Source organism: Bradyrhizobium sp. CCGUVB14 (genome assembly GCF_024199935.1).
Taxonomy (GTDB): Bacteria; Pseudomonadota; Alphaproteobacteria; order Rhizobiales; family Xanthobacteraceae; genus Bradyrhizobium.
In genome coordinates this window covers 2,147,496-2,161,923 of sequence record NZ_JANADS010000001.1, presented here as the reverse complement: position 1 = coordinate 2,161,923, position 14,428 = coordinate 2,147,496, and the positions used below count along the sequence as shown (strand labels likewise).

At 57.1% G+C, this 14,428-nt stretch carries 10 protein-coding genes and 1 pseudogene; 10 read left to right on the top strand and 1 reads right to left on the bottom strand.

Features of this window, described 5'->3' with window-relative positions; all coding sequences use genetic code 11:
• Positions 1-64 precede the first annotated feature (64 nt).
• A protein-coding gene (locus NLM32_RS10010; RefSeq protein ID WP_254128247.1) for an IS630 family transposase occupies positions 65-1,007 on the top strand; the annotation gives its coding sequence in 2 pieces (ribosomal slippage) (positions 65-403 and positions 405-1,007; 942 coding nt in all).
• A 122-nt stretch (positions 1,008-1,129) separates the two neighbouring features.
• On the opposite strand, the gene NLM32_RS10005 is transcribed toward NLM32_RS10010, so the two are convergent.
• On the bottom strand, positions 1,130-1,522 hold the full coding sequence (locus NLM32_RS10005; protein WP_254128853.1) for a hypothetical protein: 393 nt from the start codon (positions 1,520-1,522) through the stop codon (positions 1,130-1,132).
• Between the two features lie 1,652 nt (positions 1,523-3,174).
• On the opposite strand from NLM32_RS10005, the gene NLM32_RS10000 reads away from it, so the two are divergent.
• The 9 genes and pseudogenes from NLM32_RS10000 (at position 3,175) to NLM32_RS09955 (ending at position 14,237) form a co-directional block, all read left to right on the top strand.
• A complete protein-coding gene (locus NLM32_RS10000; RefSeq protein WP_254128852.1) occupies positions 3,175-4,650 on the top strand; it encodes an acetyl/propionyl/methylcrotonyl-CoA carboxylase subunit alpha in 1,476 nt (491 codons plus the stop codon).
• Position 4,651: 1 nt separating this feature from the next.
• Positions 4,652-5,155 carry an acetyl-CoA carboxylase biotin carboxyl carrier protein subunit gene (locus tag NLM32_RS46075; protein WP_254128851.1) on the top strand — a complete coding sequence of 168 codons (504 nt, stop codon included), beginning with the start codon at positions 4,652-4,654 and terminating at the stop codon, positions 5,153-5,155.
• A 22-nt stretch (positions 5,156-5,177) separates the two neighbouring features.
• On the top strand, positions 5,178-6,764 hold the full coding sequence (locus NLM32_RS09990; RefSeq protein ID WP_254128850.1) for a carboxyl transferase domain-containing protein: 1,587 nt from the start codon (positions 5,178-5,180) through the stop codon (positions 6,762-6,764).
• A 783-nt stretch (positions 6,765-7,547) separates the two neighbouring features.
• A complete protein-coding gene (locus NLM32_RS09985; protein WP_254128849.1) occupies positions 7,548-8,297 on the top strand; it encodes a hypothetical protein in 750 nt (249 codons plus the stop codon).
• A 14-nt stretch (positions 8,298-8,311) separates the two neighbouring features.
• Complete coding sequence (locus NLM32_RS09980) at positions 8,312-9,001, top strand: hypothetical protein (protein WP_254128848.1); 690 nt, start codon at positions 8,312-8,314, stop codon at positions 8,999-9,001.
• 295 nt (positions 9,002-9,296) lie between these two features.
• Positions 9,297-10,832, top strand: a complete 1,536-nt coding sequence (locus NLM32_RS09975; RefSeq protein WP_254128847.1) for a class I adenylate-forming enzyme family protein — start codon at positions 9,297-9,299, stop codon at positions 10,830-10,832.
• 1,438 nt (positions 10,833-12,270) lie between these two features.
• Positions 12,271-12,715 (top strand): annotated as a pseudogene (locus tag NLM32_RS09965) (MFS transporter); the annotation flags it as partial.
• A gap of 377 nt (positions 12,716-13,092) precedes the next feature.
• A complete protein-coding gene (locus NLM32_RS09960) occupies positions 13,093-13,338 on the top strand; it encodes a hypothetical protein (RefSeq protein ID WP_254128845.1) in 246 nt (81 codons plus the stop codon).
• A 596-nt stretch (positions 13,339-13,934) separates the two neighbouring features.
• Positions 13,935-14,237, top strand: coding sequence for a hypothetical protein (locus NLM32_RS09955; protein ID WP_254128844.1), 303 nt, complete (start codon positions 13,935-13,937; stop codon positions 14,235-14,237).
• Positions 14,238-14,428 lie beyond the last annotated feature (191 nt).

Here is a 14,428-nt window from a genome sequence, read left to right as displayed (position 1 = left end):
CTCCAGATTCCCTCGGTCGCGCAAATCAGATTCGATTGCTCTGGCTTTAACGACGGGGCGAGCGATGGCGAAGGGATATTCGAAAGACCTGAGAGTGCGTGCGGTGGCACTTGTCGAAGACGGCGAGAGCAGACGGGAAGCCGCGCGCGTGCTCGGTCTCAGCGCCTCGACCGCGATCCGCTGGATCGAGCGCTGGACGAGGACGGGCAGTGTGGCGGCATTGCCCGGCACGGGCCAGAGCCGCTCTCCGCTCGAGGCGCATCGCCAGTGGCTGCTCAATCTCATCGCCGCGGAGCCGGACTTGACACTCGAAGAGATTCGCGCGCGGCTCAAGTCCGAGAAGCGGCTGAAAGTCGGGACGACATCGGTCTGGCGCTTCTACGAACGCCACGACATCACGTTCAAAAAAAACTCTGCACGCCGCTGAACAGGATCGCTCCGATGTCGCTGCCGCGCGCGCCGAGCTGAAGGCCGAGCAATCCAAGCTTGAAGCGCCGCGCCTCGTGTTCATCGACGAGACGGCGGTCACGACGAAGATGGTACGGCATTACGGCCGCTCACCGCGTGGCGAGCGTCTCGTTGCGAGCGTGCCGCACGGCCACTGGAAGACGCTGACACTCGTTGCCGCGCTGCGCATCGATGGCTTGACGGCGCCGTATGTCTTCGACGGGGCGATGGACGGGCCGTCATTCCTCGCTTATGTCGAGCAGATCCTCGCGCCGACGCTGCGCAAAAGAGACATCGTCTTCATGGACAATCTGCGTACCCACAAGATCGACGGCGTTCGCCAGGCGATCGAAGCGGTCGGCGCCAAGGTGCGCTATTTGCCGGCCTACTCGCCCGATCTCAACCCGATCGAAATGGCATTCTCGAAGCTGAAGACCGCGCTGCGCAAGGGCGCGGCACGCACCGTCAAGGCGCTCATGAAACTGATCGGCAAGCTCATGAAGACATTTGCGCCCGACCAGTGCGACAACTACTTTCGACATGCAGGATACGGGGCCTGATCCACATCAAGCGGAAAATGCTCTAGCGAGTGCCGGACTCGCAGAGTTCGCTCGCTCCTCGACACTCTCGATCCGAGCCAATGCTCAGGTCCGCAGCTTGTAATGAGTTCGCGTGCCAACGTTCAACTGACTGCTCGAACCACGGCGAAGACAATGGCTAACCATGTGGCCAGGCAGAACAATAGGACGACGCGCCACGCCCTCGCCCTGAACCGATTGCGCCAGTTGACTAGCTCCGACGCGCAGCCGGTGAAGCAGCGGCCCCGCACGACGTCCATCATCTGACTGATGTCACGGAACTCAAACTGCGAGCGTTTTTTGCGGATGTACTTGATCCGGTCCTGAGGCGCGAAGCAGCCGGCCCATATTTTTTTGGCCCTCTCTTGCTCGTCTTCCTTAGACCGGCCGCAATTATTGGGGAGAGAATAGTCGGCAACCGGCGTCACGATGCTATACTCTATGCCGAGCACGTAAGTAGGGAGCGTGTTCAATTGAAAGCTGCGCCATTCATGCATGATGCATGCCTTTCGTATTCCGTTCACATTCTGCGCTCCAGGCCTACAGTGTGACGTTACGTAAGATTCAAGCGATTCCTTTGGTGCCTACCAACTCTAGTTGGCTGCAGGCGCGCCCCTGCTCTCGTTGAGCCAGAGGACATCGGCTTTCCTTTCGCGACGCTGCAATCGTGCACGACGAAGTCGGGCTGACAGCAGATTGTTCGGCTCGCTTCGAAAGCGCAAACCTTCTCATGCCACCGCAGTTGCCTGCTTGATCGCTCGCCGATCTCCGCGTGGACTGACGGCGAACGGGCCTTTTACCTTTTGTCCACGAGTGGCCCCGTTTGGCGAGTGACGTCTGCTTCTGCATCGCAATCACTCAGGATTCGCCACGATCACCTTTGCGATTTGGTTGGCTGAGCCGCGAGATCGTTTCACCCTCTATCTTTCTTGTCGCCTTGCCCTCAAAACGTTGTCGCGAATGATGTGCGTGCCGCCGCCATACAAATTCACACAATGTCGTCAAACAAAACGCTCGGAGGGCTTGAATCGCACGTGGCGTCAAATTGTACGATCTCGAACAAGTGATGGTGGTCTCCGGCGAGGCCAACATCTCCAAGGAGTCTAAGGATCGCCAATGTCCCACCCTCTTTGTGTTCACCTCGGACGACGCTATCAGGATCCGGCCCCCTCGCCCGAAAGAGCGATCGCCGACTTCCTCGAGACCTTGAATGGCTTGCCACCTTTGGCCCAAGTCAGGCGAAAGAGAGGGCGTACTCTGAGTCCGATGCCGAGCATGCGCACGTCTCCGTCGCCCATGACAAGAGACCTCCATTCAGTTCGCCAGTTCGATCTCCCATCGTGGTTCGTGCTCATCGTCACAAACCCGATATGTCCGATACAGGAGCCACCCCTACGCGTCACGAGGATGTCCGACACGGAACACTGTGATGACACGGATCGCCGTGCAGTTCACCTGCATCCAGAGACGTGCGTTGCAATTACCTCTTATCTGTCGCTCTCGGATGCATTCGAGCTCGCTTGAAGCAACCGTCACTATGGCCCAGAGCAGCACCCCGCCCCGCGAATTAAAACGCTGTCGCTCTTCGCGAGAGTCGCTGATCTGAGCCCTTGGCCAACTCTCTATTGCAGAAGCGTTGACCGCCTCGCACGACGCTCAATACGGCGCCAATCAACCATCAAAGAGGATATCTTGACTCGAAGCCTGTGTCCCCTCGCTCTCTGGCCCTATAGAACCGGTTCCAATGCAATAGCTTTCATTGCGTTTGCGACCATGCTCTCTCTCACTCTCGAGCCCGCCGTCGCCCGAGATAAGCCGGCAACGGAGGAGGACCAGAGGGCTTGCACACCGGACGTGTTTCGGCTCTGCAGCAGCGTCATACCGGATATCGAGGCAATCACTGCTTGTCTCCGAACTAAGGTCACCAGCTTGAGTGACCAGTGTCGCTACGTGATGTCAACGCATGGCAGCGCAAAGGCAGGCTCGAAATGACTTCGGCGCGGCTTCGATCGGTCCCGGCCGGCCTCGCTCGAACCCGATCCATGGGGCATCGCGGCCATTTCGCCCTTGCGTGACGAGTGCGCGCACTTTCTCGTGGACCAACAGCTCTCAAGCGCCGGAATTCCGACCCTCTTTGGACGAATACGCGATGCAGACACTCCCCTTCGATACGGTCCTGGTCGCCAATAGGGGCGAGGTAGCCGTGCGCATCATCAAGACGTTGCGCAAATTGGGGTTACGCTCCGCAATCGTCTATCACGATGTCGATGCAGACACGCCAGCGGTTTCCATGGCGGACACTGCGATCGCCATCGACGGTTGCTCCCCGATCGCGGCCTATCTCGATGCCGAGCAAATTATCGCGTCAGCCTGCAGAGCAAGAGCCGGCGCCTTGCATCCTGGGTATGGATTTCTGTCGGAGAGCGCAGAGTTTGCGAGAGCTGTTGAAAGGGCGGGCATTGCATTCGTCGGGCCGAGTTCAGAAAGCATCGAACTGATGGGCGACAAAATTCGCGCCCGCAGTTTTGTTAAGCGCTGTGGATTTCCGGTCGCGCCTTCCGCCGTCGAGGAAGACGATCCAGACACCTTCCATTCCAGAGCGCGGGCCCTTGGCCTACCTTTGCTGGTGAAACTTTCCGCTGGCGGCGGCGGCAAGGGCATGCGGATTGTTCGCAATCTCGACAACCTTGATGACGCGATCGCGCATGCGCGCCGTGAGGGGCTACGTTACTTCGATGATGGCCGGCTCTATGTCGAGAGATATGCCGAAAAACCACGCCACATCGAGGTACAGGTGCTAGGCGATTCCTTCGGGAAGGTGATCCACCTTTTCGAACGAGAGTGCTCGGTGCAACGCCGCTTCCAGAAAATCATTGAGGAGACACCCTCACCTGCCTTGTCGCCAAAGTTGCGTAACGAGGTCTGCGAAATAGCGGTCGGCATCGCTCGTAGTGCTAACTATCGCAATGCCGGAACTGTCGAATTCATCTTCGAAGGGAGTCAATTCTACTTTCTAGAGATGAATACCCGGCTTCAGGTTGAGCATCCTGTAACTGAGATGGTCACCGGCATCGATCTCGTTGCCGAGCAAGTTCATATCGCCGCAGGTCGCCCGCTTCGCTATGCACAGTCCGATATCGTCTCTGAAGGCCACGCGATTGAGGCCAGAATATACGCTGAAGCTCCTGAACGCGACTACGTTCCGACGACCGGAAAGATACTCATGCTGGAGTACCCTCAGCGCGAGGGGGTACGAATTGACAGCGGCATTGTTCAAGGTCAGCAGATCACGACTGCATTCGATCCCATGCTTGCAAAGGTCGTTGTACATTCGTCCAACCGCCGTGACGCCGCATTAGCGTCCGAACGCGTAATGCGCGAGTTGGTGCTTCTTGGCTGCGAGACGAACGTAGATTTCCTTGCGCGTCTGTTCGCTGACGAGACGTTTTTGAGCGGACAAATTCATACCGGCTATCTCGATGAAAACCCGCACGTGGCGGCTGGCCAATGTGCGATCGACCTACCTGCCGTCCTAGCGGCCGCCGCGCTCCTGACAAGGCCCGTTCGCGATTCAGCAGATGCCGTGCCCGCGCTCCACGCAGAGATCGGCAAGTGGAGAAATTGATGTGAAGCACCTTTTTGCACTTGATGACGAGAACTATGAATTATGGCTCTCACCTGACCAACACGGTTATCGTCTTCACCTGGACGACGCGGTATTTGCCCCGGTGTCGTTTTCACACGAACTCGCCGGTAGCGGTACCCTTGTCATTGCGAGCGACACCGTTCCCGTTAAATTCGCAATCGATGGTGATATCATTTACCTGCATATCCGCGGCAGGACGCACATTTTACGATATCGCGATCAACTGCGAACGCTCGCTTGCTTGGACGAGCAGGCGCGCCATCTTGTGGCTCGAGCACCGATGCCTGGCGTCGTGATTGCAACCCAAGTTTCTCGTGGTGATGTCGTGTCTGCAGGCGCGACGCTGATGCTGGTCGAAAGTATGAAATTGGAATTCATCGTGCGTGCTCCTCGGAACGGTGTGGTCGAGCGCGTTCACTTCGGCGTAGGCGACAGTTTCGAGCGAGACTCCGCGCTGGTTACATTTTTCGAGGAAGGGCGCTGACGTGCATCGGATTGCTTCCCGGGTGGACACCAAGTCGCGAGACTTTCGCCTCAACGAGCTCCATAACCGACGACTTGCGACGGAATTGAAGGAGCGCCAGCGTTCAGCTCGCTTCGATCGACCGGCGCGAGACCGTGGACGCCTGCGGCAGCAAAACAAACTGTTCGTTCGTGATCGGATCGAGGCGTTACTTGATCCCCACACCCCGTTTCTCGAGCTTTCGACTCTCGCCGCCAACAAGGCTTACGAGGGCGAAGTGCCGTGTGCAGCGCAGATCGTCGGCATCGGCATAGTGGCGGGTCGCGAGGTCATTGTTCATGCGGATGATGCCAGTGTGAAGGGCGGCGCTTGGTATCCACTATCCGTAAAAAAACTCGTACGCGCCTTAGATATCGCAATTGAGAACCGCCTGATGGTGGTCCATCTTTGTGACTGCGCGGGCGGGTTCTTGCCTTTGCAGGCAGAGTTCTTCGCTGATCGCTATCACGCAGGTCGAATTCTGCGTAACCAATCAGTTCTCTCCAAGATGGGGGTGCCGCAGGTTGCCATCGTAATGGGGCACTGTACCGCGGGAGGAGCCTACGTTCCGGCGCTGAGCGATTACAATATCATCGTGCAGGGGACCGGGGCCATCTTTCTCGGCGGACCTCCAGTCGTGAAGGCCGCCACCGGAGAGGTGGTATCTGCCGAAGCGCTTGGTGGCGCTCGCATGCATACGAGCGTTTCGGGAACGAGTGACTACTTCGCGACTTCCGAGATGCATGCGATTGCCATTGCGCGCGACATTGTTGCTCAGATGAAGCGTCCAGCGAAAGAAGCGATTGCTCAATCTGCTCCGGAGCTTCCGGCCTATGATCCATCTGAATTATACGGCATTATTCCAAAGGATCCCCGCGCGCTGTTCGACATGCGGGAGATCATCGCGCGCCTCGTTGACGGCAGCCGGTTCCACGAGTACCAGCCCCGCTATGGCCAATCCCTGGTATGCGGTTTCGCACGACTCCATGGATACCAGATCGGGGTTATCGCAAACAACGGCGTGCTGCAAAACGACAGTGCCCTGAAGGGCGCCCACTTCATACAGCTCTGCGACAACAACCGGACGCCTTTGCTCTTCCTGCAGAACACCACCGGCTTCATGGTTGGACGGGAATACGAAGAGCGCGGCATCACGAAGGACGGAGCCAAGCTCATCATGGCCGTCTCCGGAGCGGAGGTCCCGAAAATAACGGTGATTTGCAACGGCTCTCATGGAGCAGGGACATACGCCATGGCTGGTCGAGCCTTCGACCCACGCTTTATGTTTACCTGGCCACACTCTCAGATTTCGGCCATGGGGGCGGAGCAAGCGGCTGGTGTGCTAACCCACGTCAAGGCGAGGCAATTGGCTCGTGACGGCGGGCGTCTGTCCGAGCAAGAATTAGCAGCCATTCGAGAGCCGATTTTGGAAGAGTATCGGGAGCGATCGAGTGCCTATTATGCAACATCCGAGCTTTGGGATGACGGCATTCTTGATCCAATAGACACCAGAAACGCACTCTCAATCGCATTGAGCGCTTCGCTTAATACTCCAATCGGAGTGCCACACTACGGCATATTCAGACTGTAGGTCGCGGTTTCGCGCGCGACGACCTGGACAAGAGATACCCCGCGCCGACATACGCTTCACAAGAACGAAGACTCCGACTCGAAAGCCTGACACATGCAATGCCCGAAATGTCATGCCAGAGATCACACTGCATCACATGACCCATGGAGCGGCCGTCCTGTGATCGAATGCAATGCATGCGGCGACTATCTTGAGAACACATTCGCGGAGCGACAGAAAGCATGCTCCATAATCACGGGCGTCGTGGCATCTAGCCAGATCGGCGAGCACAAGGGCAGCGCTCAACGTGTTGCAAATGAAATCCTACAAGCGCTCGACAATGCCGGTCTGGCGATCCGTCTCACCTGACTAGTAGGACCAACCCATGCGCATCCGCTCTTCCCAGCGCCCCAACCGCGGCCTGACGTCGTTGATGTTGGCGCATCAAGCTCCTCGAGAAGGGACGGGTTGGGACAAGCATACTTTTGTCGCCGCGGTCGCAATCGTGCTTTCCGTTGTGCTTGGTCTGATGATGCTGCCTATGCGGAGCTTCGTAGGACAACGTGAAGTCGCTATCGCGCTTTAGTAAGCCACTCGGACATGGAAACGCACGTATGAACTGAGATGCCATCTTTTCCAGAGCGACGATAGACAGCCGCATCCTCAACAGGAGCGGCTGTCTAGATCTCACAAATCAAACGAACTCCACATTAGGCCATGATTGCGTCGAAGCCACGACCGCAGACACGCAGGCCGCGCACTTCGCGGTCGCATGGATTGAACGAGGATCTTGAGAGGACTTCCATGGTAAAGCCAGTAGTTATTGTGATCGGAGCGGACAAGGGAGGGGTCGGCAAAACGACCGTGTCTCGGACGCTTCTTGATTATTTCAGCGCGAACAACGTGCAGACCCGCGCATTTGACACCGAGTCGCCGCGCGGGACGCTCAAGCGCTTTCACCCCGCGATCACCGAAATCGTGGATATGACGAGGACCGCGGACCAGATGAAGATTTTCGACACGCTGAACTCGGGCCTATCCGTCAGCGTGATCGACGTGCGCGCAGGACTGATGTCCCCAGCGCTCGCGTCGCTGCGCGATATAGGCTTTTTAGACGCCGCGCGATCGGGGCAAATTACCTTTGCCGTATTCCATGTATTGGGATCGTCTATCGCCTCGCTGGACGAGATAGCCGAAACGAGCAATTTCATGGCCGGGGCAAAGTACTACCTGGTCAAGAACTTCATCAACGACACGCAGTTCTTTCAATGGGACCAGGCGACGTACAACTCCTATTTCCGCCGCATCAAAGACGCCACTGACTTAACGATCCCGAAGCTCAATGAGATGGCCTATGAACAGGTCGAAGTCGCCTCCGTCCCGTTCGTCAATTTTGTTGCGAACAAAGGACCGCACGAAGACGCCGCGGACTACTCTTTCGTGCTGCGCGGTTACGTCAGACATTGGCTTGCCAATGTCTGGAGCGAATATGACCGCATCAACTTGACAGACCTCGCCGGCGCCAAGTCGGTGACCCGTGCGGGCGAGAGGTAGTCAATCGAGGACTTATGCAACGCTGGATCGCAGTTTTGGTAACCCCGGTCTACATCATCTGCTCTGCGAGCCCGCAGGTCGGCAAGACCCTGGTCGCGCGGCTCTTGAGCGAGTTCTTGCTACTGAAGAACGGTACAGTGCTCTCCTTCGACCTCAACTTGAAGGAGCCGTCGTTGCTCGACTACCTCCCCACTGTCACTGAGACAGCGGATATCATGGATACCTATGGCAAGATGCAGCTAGTTGATCGACTGATCCTCAACGATAGCGTGGCAAAGGTGATCGACCTCGGCTTCCACGCCTTCGACGAGTTCTTCAAAATGTGCGGTGAGATTGACTTCTTGAGCGAGGCGATATTGCACAACGTCGTGCCAATCGTCCTATTCATGCCTGACATCGACCGTGTCTCTACGCGCGCCCATGAGATGCTACGGTGGCAGGTTCCGCCGCAGATACTGATCACCGTCCATAACGAGTTCGTTGTCCGCGGCGAACTATTCGAGGCCATGAAGCGGGGCCGCGTGCTCCGCTTCGCGGCACTGCCGGCATTTCTGAACGCCTTTATCTGCCGATTAGGTTTGTCTTTCACCGGCTATCTACGCCATGAAAAGGATTCCTCAAGCGAACTGCATCAATGGATTCGGCAGAATTACACCAGCTTCCGTGATCTCGAGTTGAGTGTGATACCGCAGTTGTCGTGCTGAGCTGTGACGCACCAGTGGTACGAAAATGCGAGCCGGTCGCCTCCCACAACAATGCCGAACGCGTCCGGTGCCGAGCCCGCGCTTGCGGCGGCCTGAGTTATACGGAGCCTTGCGCGCCAAGGTCCCGGCGATGTCGGTGCAGCCAGTGTTGAATGACCCTGACGTCTTGTCCGTTTGGCTACATCGGCCTCTCAAGCGTGAAACACAGTCACAACCTTCAAATGGGCGACGACAAACGCTGATTCGGACAACTCGGCTGAGAGCCCTGTAAGGACCCAAGAGAGGATCAAGAATAGTGGATCTCTGCTCACTGATTGAGCGCAACGCTGCGTTCGCTCCTAACAAGCCTGCGATCCATTTCGAAGGCGAGACATTAAGTTACGCCGACCTTAATCGACGCATCGACCGCGCAGCACGTGCCATGAAAAATGAGCTCGGGGTCAACAGAGGCGATCGCGTTGCTCTCCTCAGCCTCAACCGCCCTGATTACCTCGTTCTCCTCTACGCTTGCGCGCGACTCGGGGCGATATTGGTGCCCTTGAATTGGCGGTTGGCGGTTACCGAGCAGCTTTTCATCTTAGCCGACGCAGGGGCCAAGCTTCTGCTCACCGAGCAGGCTTTTGAAGGACTCCTGCCGATTCTAGCAGCGACACTGCCCCAGGTAACGACCGTGGGCTTCGACTTTGCGTCTTCCGGCACGCGCACATGGGAGGGCTTGTTGGAGCAGATACAGCGAGAGAACTACAACCCCAACGCGGACATGACCGACCCGCTTCTGATCGTCTATACTTCAGGGACCACGGGCCGGCCAAAGGGAGCAATTCTGAGCCAAGAAGCCTTGTTTTGGAACGGCGTGATGAGTCAGCATATGCACGACCTCACATCCGACGATCATGTGCTGACAGTACTGCCACTTTTTCACGTCGGCGGGCTCAACATTCAGACGACGCCGGCATTGCATCTTGGCGCGACCGTTAGCATTTGTTCACGGTTTACGACTGACGCCACCTTTACCGCACTCGCGCATGATCGGCCGACTTTGACCGCCTTGGTGCCTGCGATCATTCAAACCTTGACTGGCGACCTTAGGTGGTCGACGGCCGATCTGTCGTCGCTGAAAGCGGTCTCGGTGGGTTCAACGATTGTGCCGCAACACTTGATCGATCGCTTGGCTGCGCGCCGGGTGCCCGTGCTGCATGTCTACGGCTCTACGGAAACGAGCCCCATTGCGATCTATACGAGGCTCGGCGGTGACCTTTCGCGGCAGGGGTCGACCGGCCTACCCGGACTGTGCTGTGAAGCGATCGTGATAGACGATGCCGGTAACGAGTTGCCCGCGGGGACGCCGGGTGAGATCGCCGTGCGAGGCCCAAACGTATTGCACGCGTATTGGGACAATCAAGCAGCCACGCGCGAGGCGATGCATGACGGCTGGTATCGCACTGGCGACATCGCCTCTCGTGATCGCGACGGCTATTTTTGGGTTCATGACCGCAAGAAGAACCTGATTATTTCCGGCGGAGAAAACATCTATCCGGCGGAGGTCGAGCGTGTACTCCTCGAGCATACTGACGTTGCAGAGTGCGCGGTCATTGGCCGGCCGGATCCTTTATGGGACGAGGTACCGGTCGCTTATGTGATCGCGCGCCCCGGAGCCGGGACGAACGCCGAAGCTCTCGTAACGCATGCGCAATCGCATCTCGCGCGTTTCAAAGTGCCCCGCGAAATCATTTTCACGGAAGAATTGCCGCGAACGGCGTTAGGCAAGATTCAGCATAATGTACTCAGAGATCTTGATTCCCGATCAGGCGACCAAAACTTCAGCAATTGACGGAACTTGGATTGCTTCACCGCAGTTCATGTGCCTCGCCCGCGCGTGTGGCCGCTCCATGAGCAACTCTCACGCGATGGCGCGCTTGAAAGGAACTTCCAGCAAGCTGGATCTCGGAAGGCGGATCGTTTTGCACCGTCTTCGGCAACCTATCGACTGCCGATTCCGACCCGTTGTGGGTCTGCGGCTCGCCCTCCTTCCGGCGTTCAAATCCAAGGCACGCGGCAGTGTCGTTTGTGCGATCCATCGATGACCCAGGCAATGTGATGCGTCACGCTGAGCCGATTTTAGATCCTGCTCGCCTGTTGCGATTAGATCATTCCGCAAGCTCGCGCCCTATGCCTGCCAAGAATACCGTTTGCTTCAGTTTCCCACCGACCTCAGCTTTCGACCACGCCGTACCCGTCGTTTTTTACTGACGGAAGTTGACGCACCTGCGACAGATGTCAGGTGTTGCCGATCTATCACTTCAGCATCCGCGCAAAGGCGCCACACTTTCCCCCTATGTGGGCAGCCGAATCTGCTCGCCGATTTCGAGAGCAGGATCCACATCAGATAACGGGAGCAAGTTATGGCTAGTCAGAACGTCATTTGTTTCGATGCAGCTCATAAGATACGGCGCTCGAACAAACTGCGGCTCGAGCGACTTTCGGGTGGGCACCGGCGATCGATCGTCCTTGCGACCAGCATGGATCCATCCGTACTGTTCGACTTTTCCAAAGACGAACTCCGGTCGTTTTGCTCGGCTTTCGCAATCCTAAGCGGACATGTGAGCTGAAGTCGCGACAATCACTCGGCCGCAGGCGCCTTCCGCAGCAGTGGATATGTCAGCCTCGCGCTGGCCTCTGCTGCGCCAAGTGGCAGCGGCCTCTTGAGATATCCGGCTACCGACTTGGAGGTTGCCGTCGGACCTCAGAAAGACGCGCCTGAACATCCCAGGCACACGCACATAGTAGAAGTGAAAGATCCACGTGAGTCAGACTATACCGCCGAACCGGAGGACCGCTATCCGGCACTTCCTGTCGGACTGCGAGCTGTCTTTTCGTTTCCGCCCGGGTATGCGCAAGGGCGTTGCGGACACCATATGGTCGTTACTTGAGATTTATAGACCGCATCTGTCTCGTCCAATGGCAGCGCTGGCTGCTTCTCGTGCCTATTCCGAATCCATTACCCTGGCCTTCGGCGGACTGATCCTGTTACTGGTGTTAGCGGTCCCCACTATTCGCGCTTCCCTGCAAGAAGATTGGCTAAAGGTTTCCATCGTCGCGGCGTGTCTGTTTGATCAATTCTGCGATCCGATTGGTGGCAGGCCGATTGACCATGACGTTTCGGTCCCTCTTGAGGATTTTCCTGACGCGGTGGTCAAGCTCACGCCCGCAACCGAGGACAGCCACTTCTACGACCATGTCGACCTCGATTTCCCGGGCGGTGCGACTATCGTGCGACGAGCGGATTTTTTTCGAGCAGTTCGACTTCTTCCTATCCGGCTTCTGTGCTAGCGTTGTCGTGAAGGCATTCTTTGCATCGGATGATGAAACCACTTTGCTGCTTAGCACGTTTGGTATGTTCTGAATGGGCGCTCTAATGCGCCCGATCGGCGCTATCGTGCGCCGGCGGCGTTTCGGTCTATCTATCGGAGATCTCAACGCCCCCGGAACCGCGGCTTCTGCACCTCGCTCCAATCGTCGAGCCAGCAGGTCGCGATCTTCGTTGCAGCGATCCTCGGCTACAGAGACGATGCCGCGTGAAACCGTTCTAGGGTTGGCGCATTTCCGTTCTTTGCGGGCTGCTTCATCATTTCGCTGATCTTCTTCCTACGCCGAACTCTCGAAAAAGCGCCGGACTTTCTGGCCTTGAAGAGACGTCCTACCGCTCGCGTGGTCTTACCGAGGCGCTTTGTGGAAGCCTTTATGCACGTAGGCGAGAAATAGCGAAATAGCAGTTGGCTTAGCAGCTCTGACGCCAATGGGATCTGAACCCGGCGAAGCTAACAGATTCGTCCTGCGGATGGACGATAGATTTTATCCATCACGTGAGGCGCCAATCGTGGCAAGTTTTACTAGAATACCGAATTTGTGAAGTACTGAAGCAGCTTTGCACAGCAGCAGTCATCATCGCTTCAACAAGCACCTGTATAGGCATGGGTTCACGAGCTGAATGACTGCAAGTACTCCCCGCCCCAAGCGCCGCTTTCAACCTACCTTCTCTGACCAGCGGCGAGTCGTTGCTGAAAAAGGATATCTTGTTGGAGTTTCTATCCATGGATCACACTTCGCCCAAGCCAGAGCACACACTCGATACTTTGGTTAGCGCAGCGTTTGAGAAGTCATGGCGTTTCGTAGAGAAAGATCCATTTCTGACCCACAATGCTGAGGCGTTGCTGCGCGCCAGGCTACGAGCCCACCTGGAACGTTCATTGAGAACAGGAGAAAAGAATGTATTTGATCTGGCGAACAACGCTATTTGTAGTCTGCGTACCGAACTAGGACGGTGGCCCGGATTATAGTGTCGGCCTCAGTGGTGGCGTGGTGCGCCCCCCCCGTGGCACGGATCTATTAGCGACCTTGCATAGGCTGCGGCCCTCGTTCTTCCAGCTCCCGGACCTCAATCTTCCTACCAATCTGCACTGTCGGCCTGATGGCCGGCAGGAATACACCAGAGGCGGTCGTCCTTCCGCACACCACACAGCGGGTTGTCTGATCCTCCGCCACAGGACGAGCCACTTTCAGACGCAAAACTTCAATGTCGCTCTTGCTAATTAACCACTGGAGAGGAGGCTCTTCGTCAAGCTCCTGGCCGCACCCGCCAAAGAAGTTTCATCCTGCACCCGACCGCCGAGATACACAGGATCCACCAAACGCGGCAAAAGACGTGTTTGCCATTCTGACCGTTCAAGTCCCTCGCATGTGGGGGCTCAGCCTAAATTCCTTGCCGTTGCCCTCATCATCTCAAGGAGCCAGCTCAAGGCCGTATCGTTCGATCTGTATCTGTGCCACTGCACAGATAGTTGCACGGGCGGGAGCTTGAACGGAAGTTCAACGATCTTGATCGGTAGCCGGCCGATTGCCTCCTTTGCGAGGCGTCTAAGCCGCCGAGCCCGCGTTGCCGATTTCGGAAGACGGTAATGGGCGCGGCCAATATGGCAATGTTAGACACAATGCCGCGGAATTGCGCCGCAACCGCGATGTGCGCTATCTTGATGACGGTTCCATCGAATCGATCGATGGCACCGATTTCGTGATCGGCTTGCCGGTTTCTGTCAGACGGCAGCCCGTGGTTATGGGGAATTTCTCGAACGCTTCGGGGACGTATCTATTACGGCCAATCGACAGCCTCGGCTGTTTTATCGCCAGCCTCCGTTATCCGTCCACGCCCCCTATCTCACGTCGCATATTTTGTACCTGACGTCCTGAGAGCCTACGTCCTGAGAGCCTAAGCATTTTACGTCAACCGGCTTGGCTTTCGCTGCACCGACCGCCTTGCCGGGGACTGGCCGGTTCCTGCAGCCGGCTGACGGCCTCGACCATCACACGCATTTTCTCATCGTCGCGCCGGATCTCCGATGCTGCTTCTTCTTGGGCGTGGGAGGCCTCTCG

Excerpts from the sequence above, each read along its gene's own strand:
- NLM32_RS09985 (WP_254128849.1), top strand. The coding sequence starts at position 7,548 with ATGGTAAAGCCAGTAGTTATTGTGATCGGAGCGGACAAGGGAGGGGTC.
- NLM32_RS09980 (WP_254128848.1), top strand. The coding sequence starts at position 8,312 with ATGCAACGCTGGATCGCAGTTTTGGTAACCCCGGTCTACATCATCTGC.
- NLM32_RS10000 (WP_254128852.1), top strand. The coding sequence starts at position 3,175 with ATGCAGACACTCCCCTTCGATACGGTCCTGGTCGCCAATAGGGGCGAG.
- NLM32_RS09960 (WP_254128845.1), top strand. The coding sequence starts at position 13,093 with ATGGATCACACTTCGCCCAAGCCAGAGCACACACTCGATACTTTGGTT.
- NLM32_RS10005 (WP_254128853.1), bottom strand. The coding sequence starts at position 1,522 with ATGCATGAATGGCGCAGCTTTCAATTGAACACGCTCCCTACTTACGTG.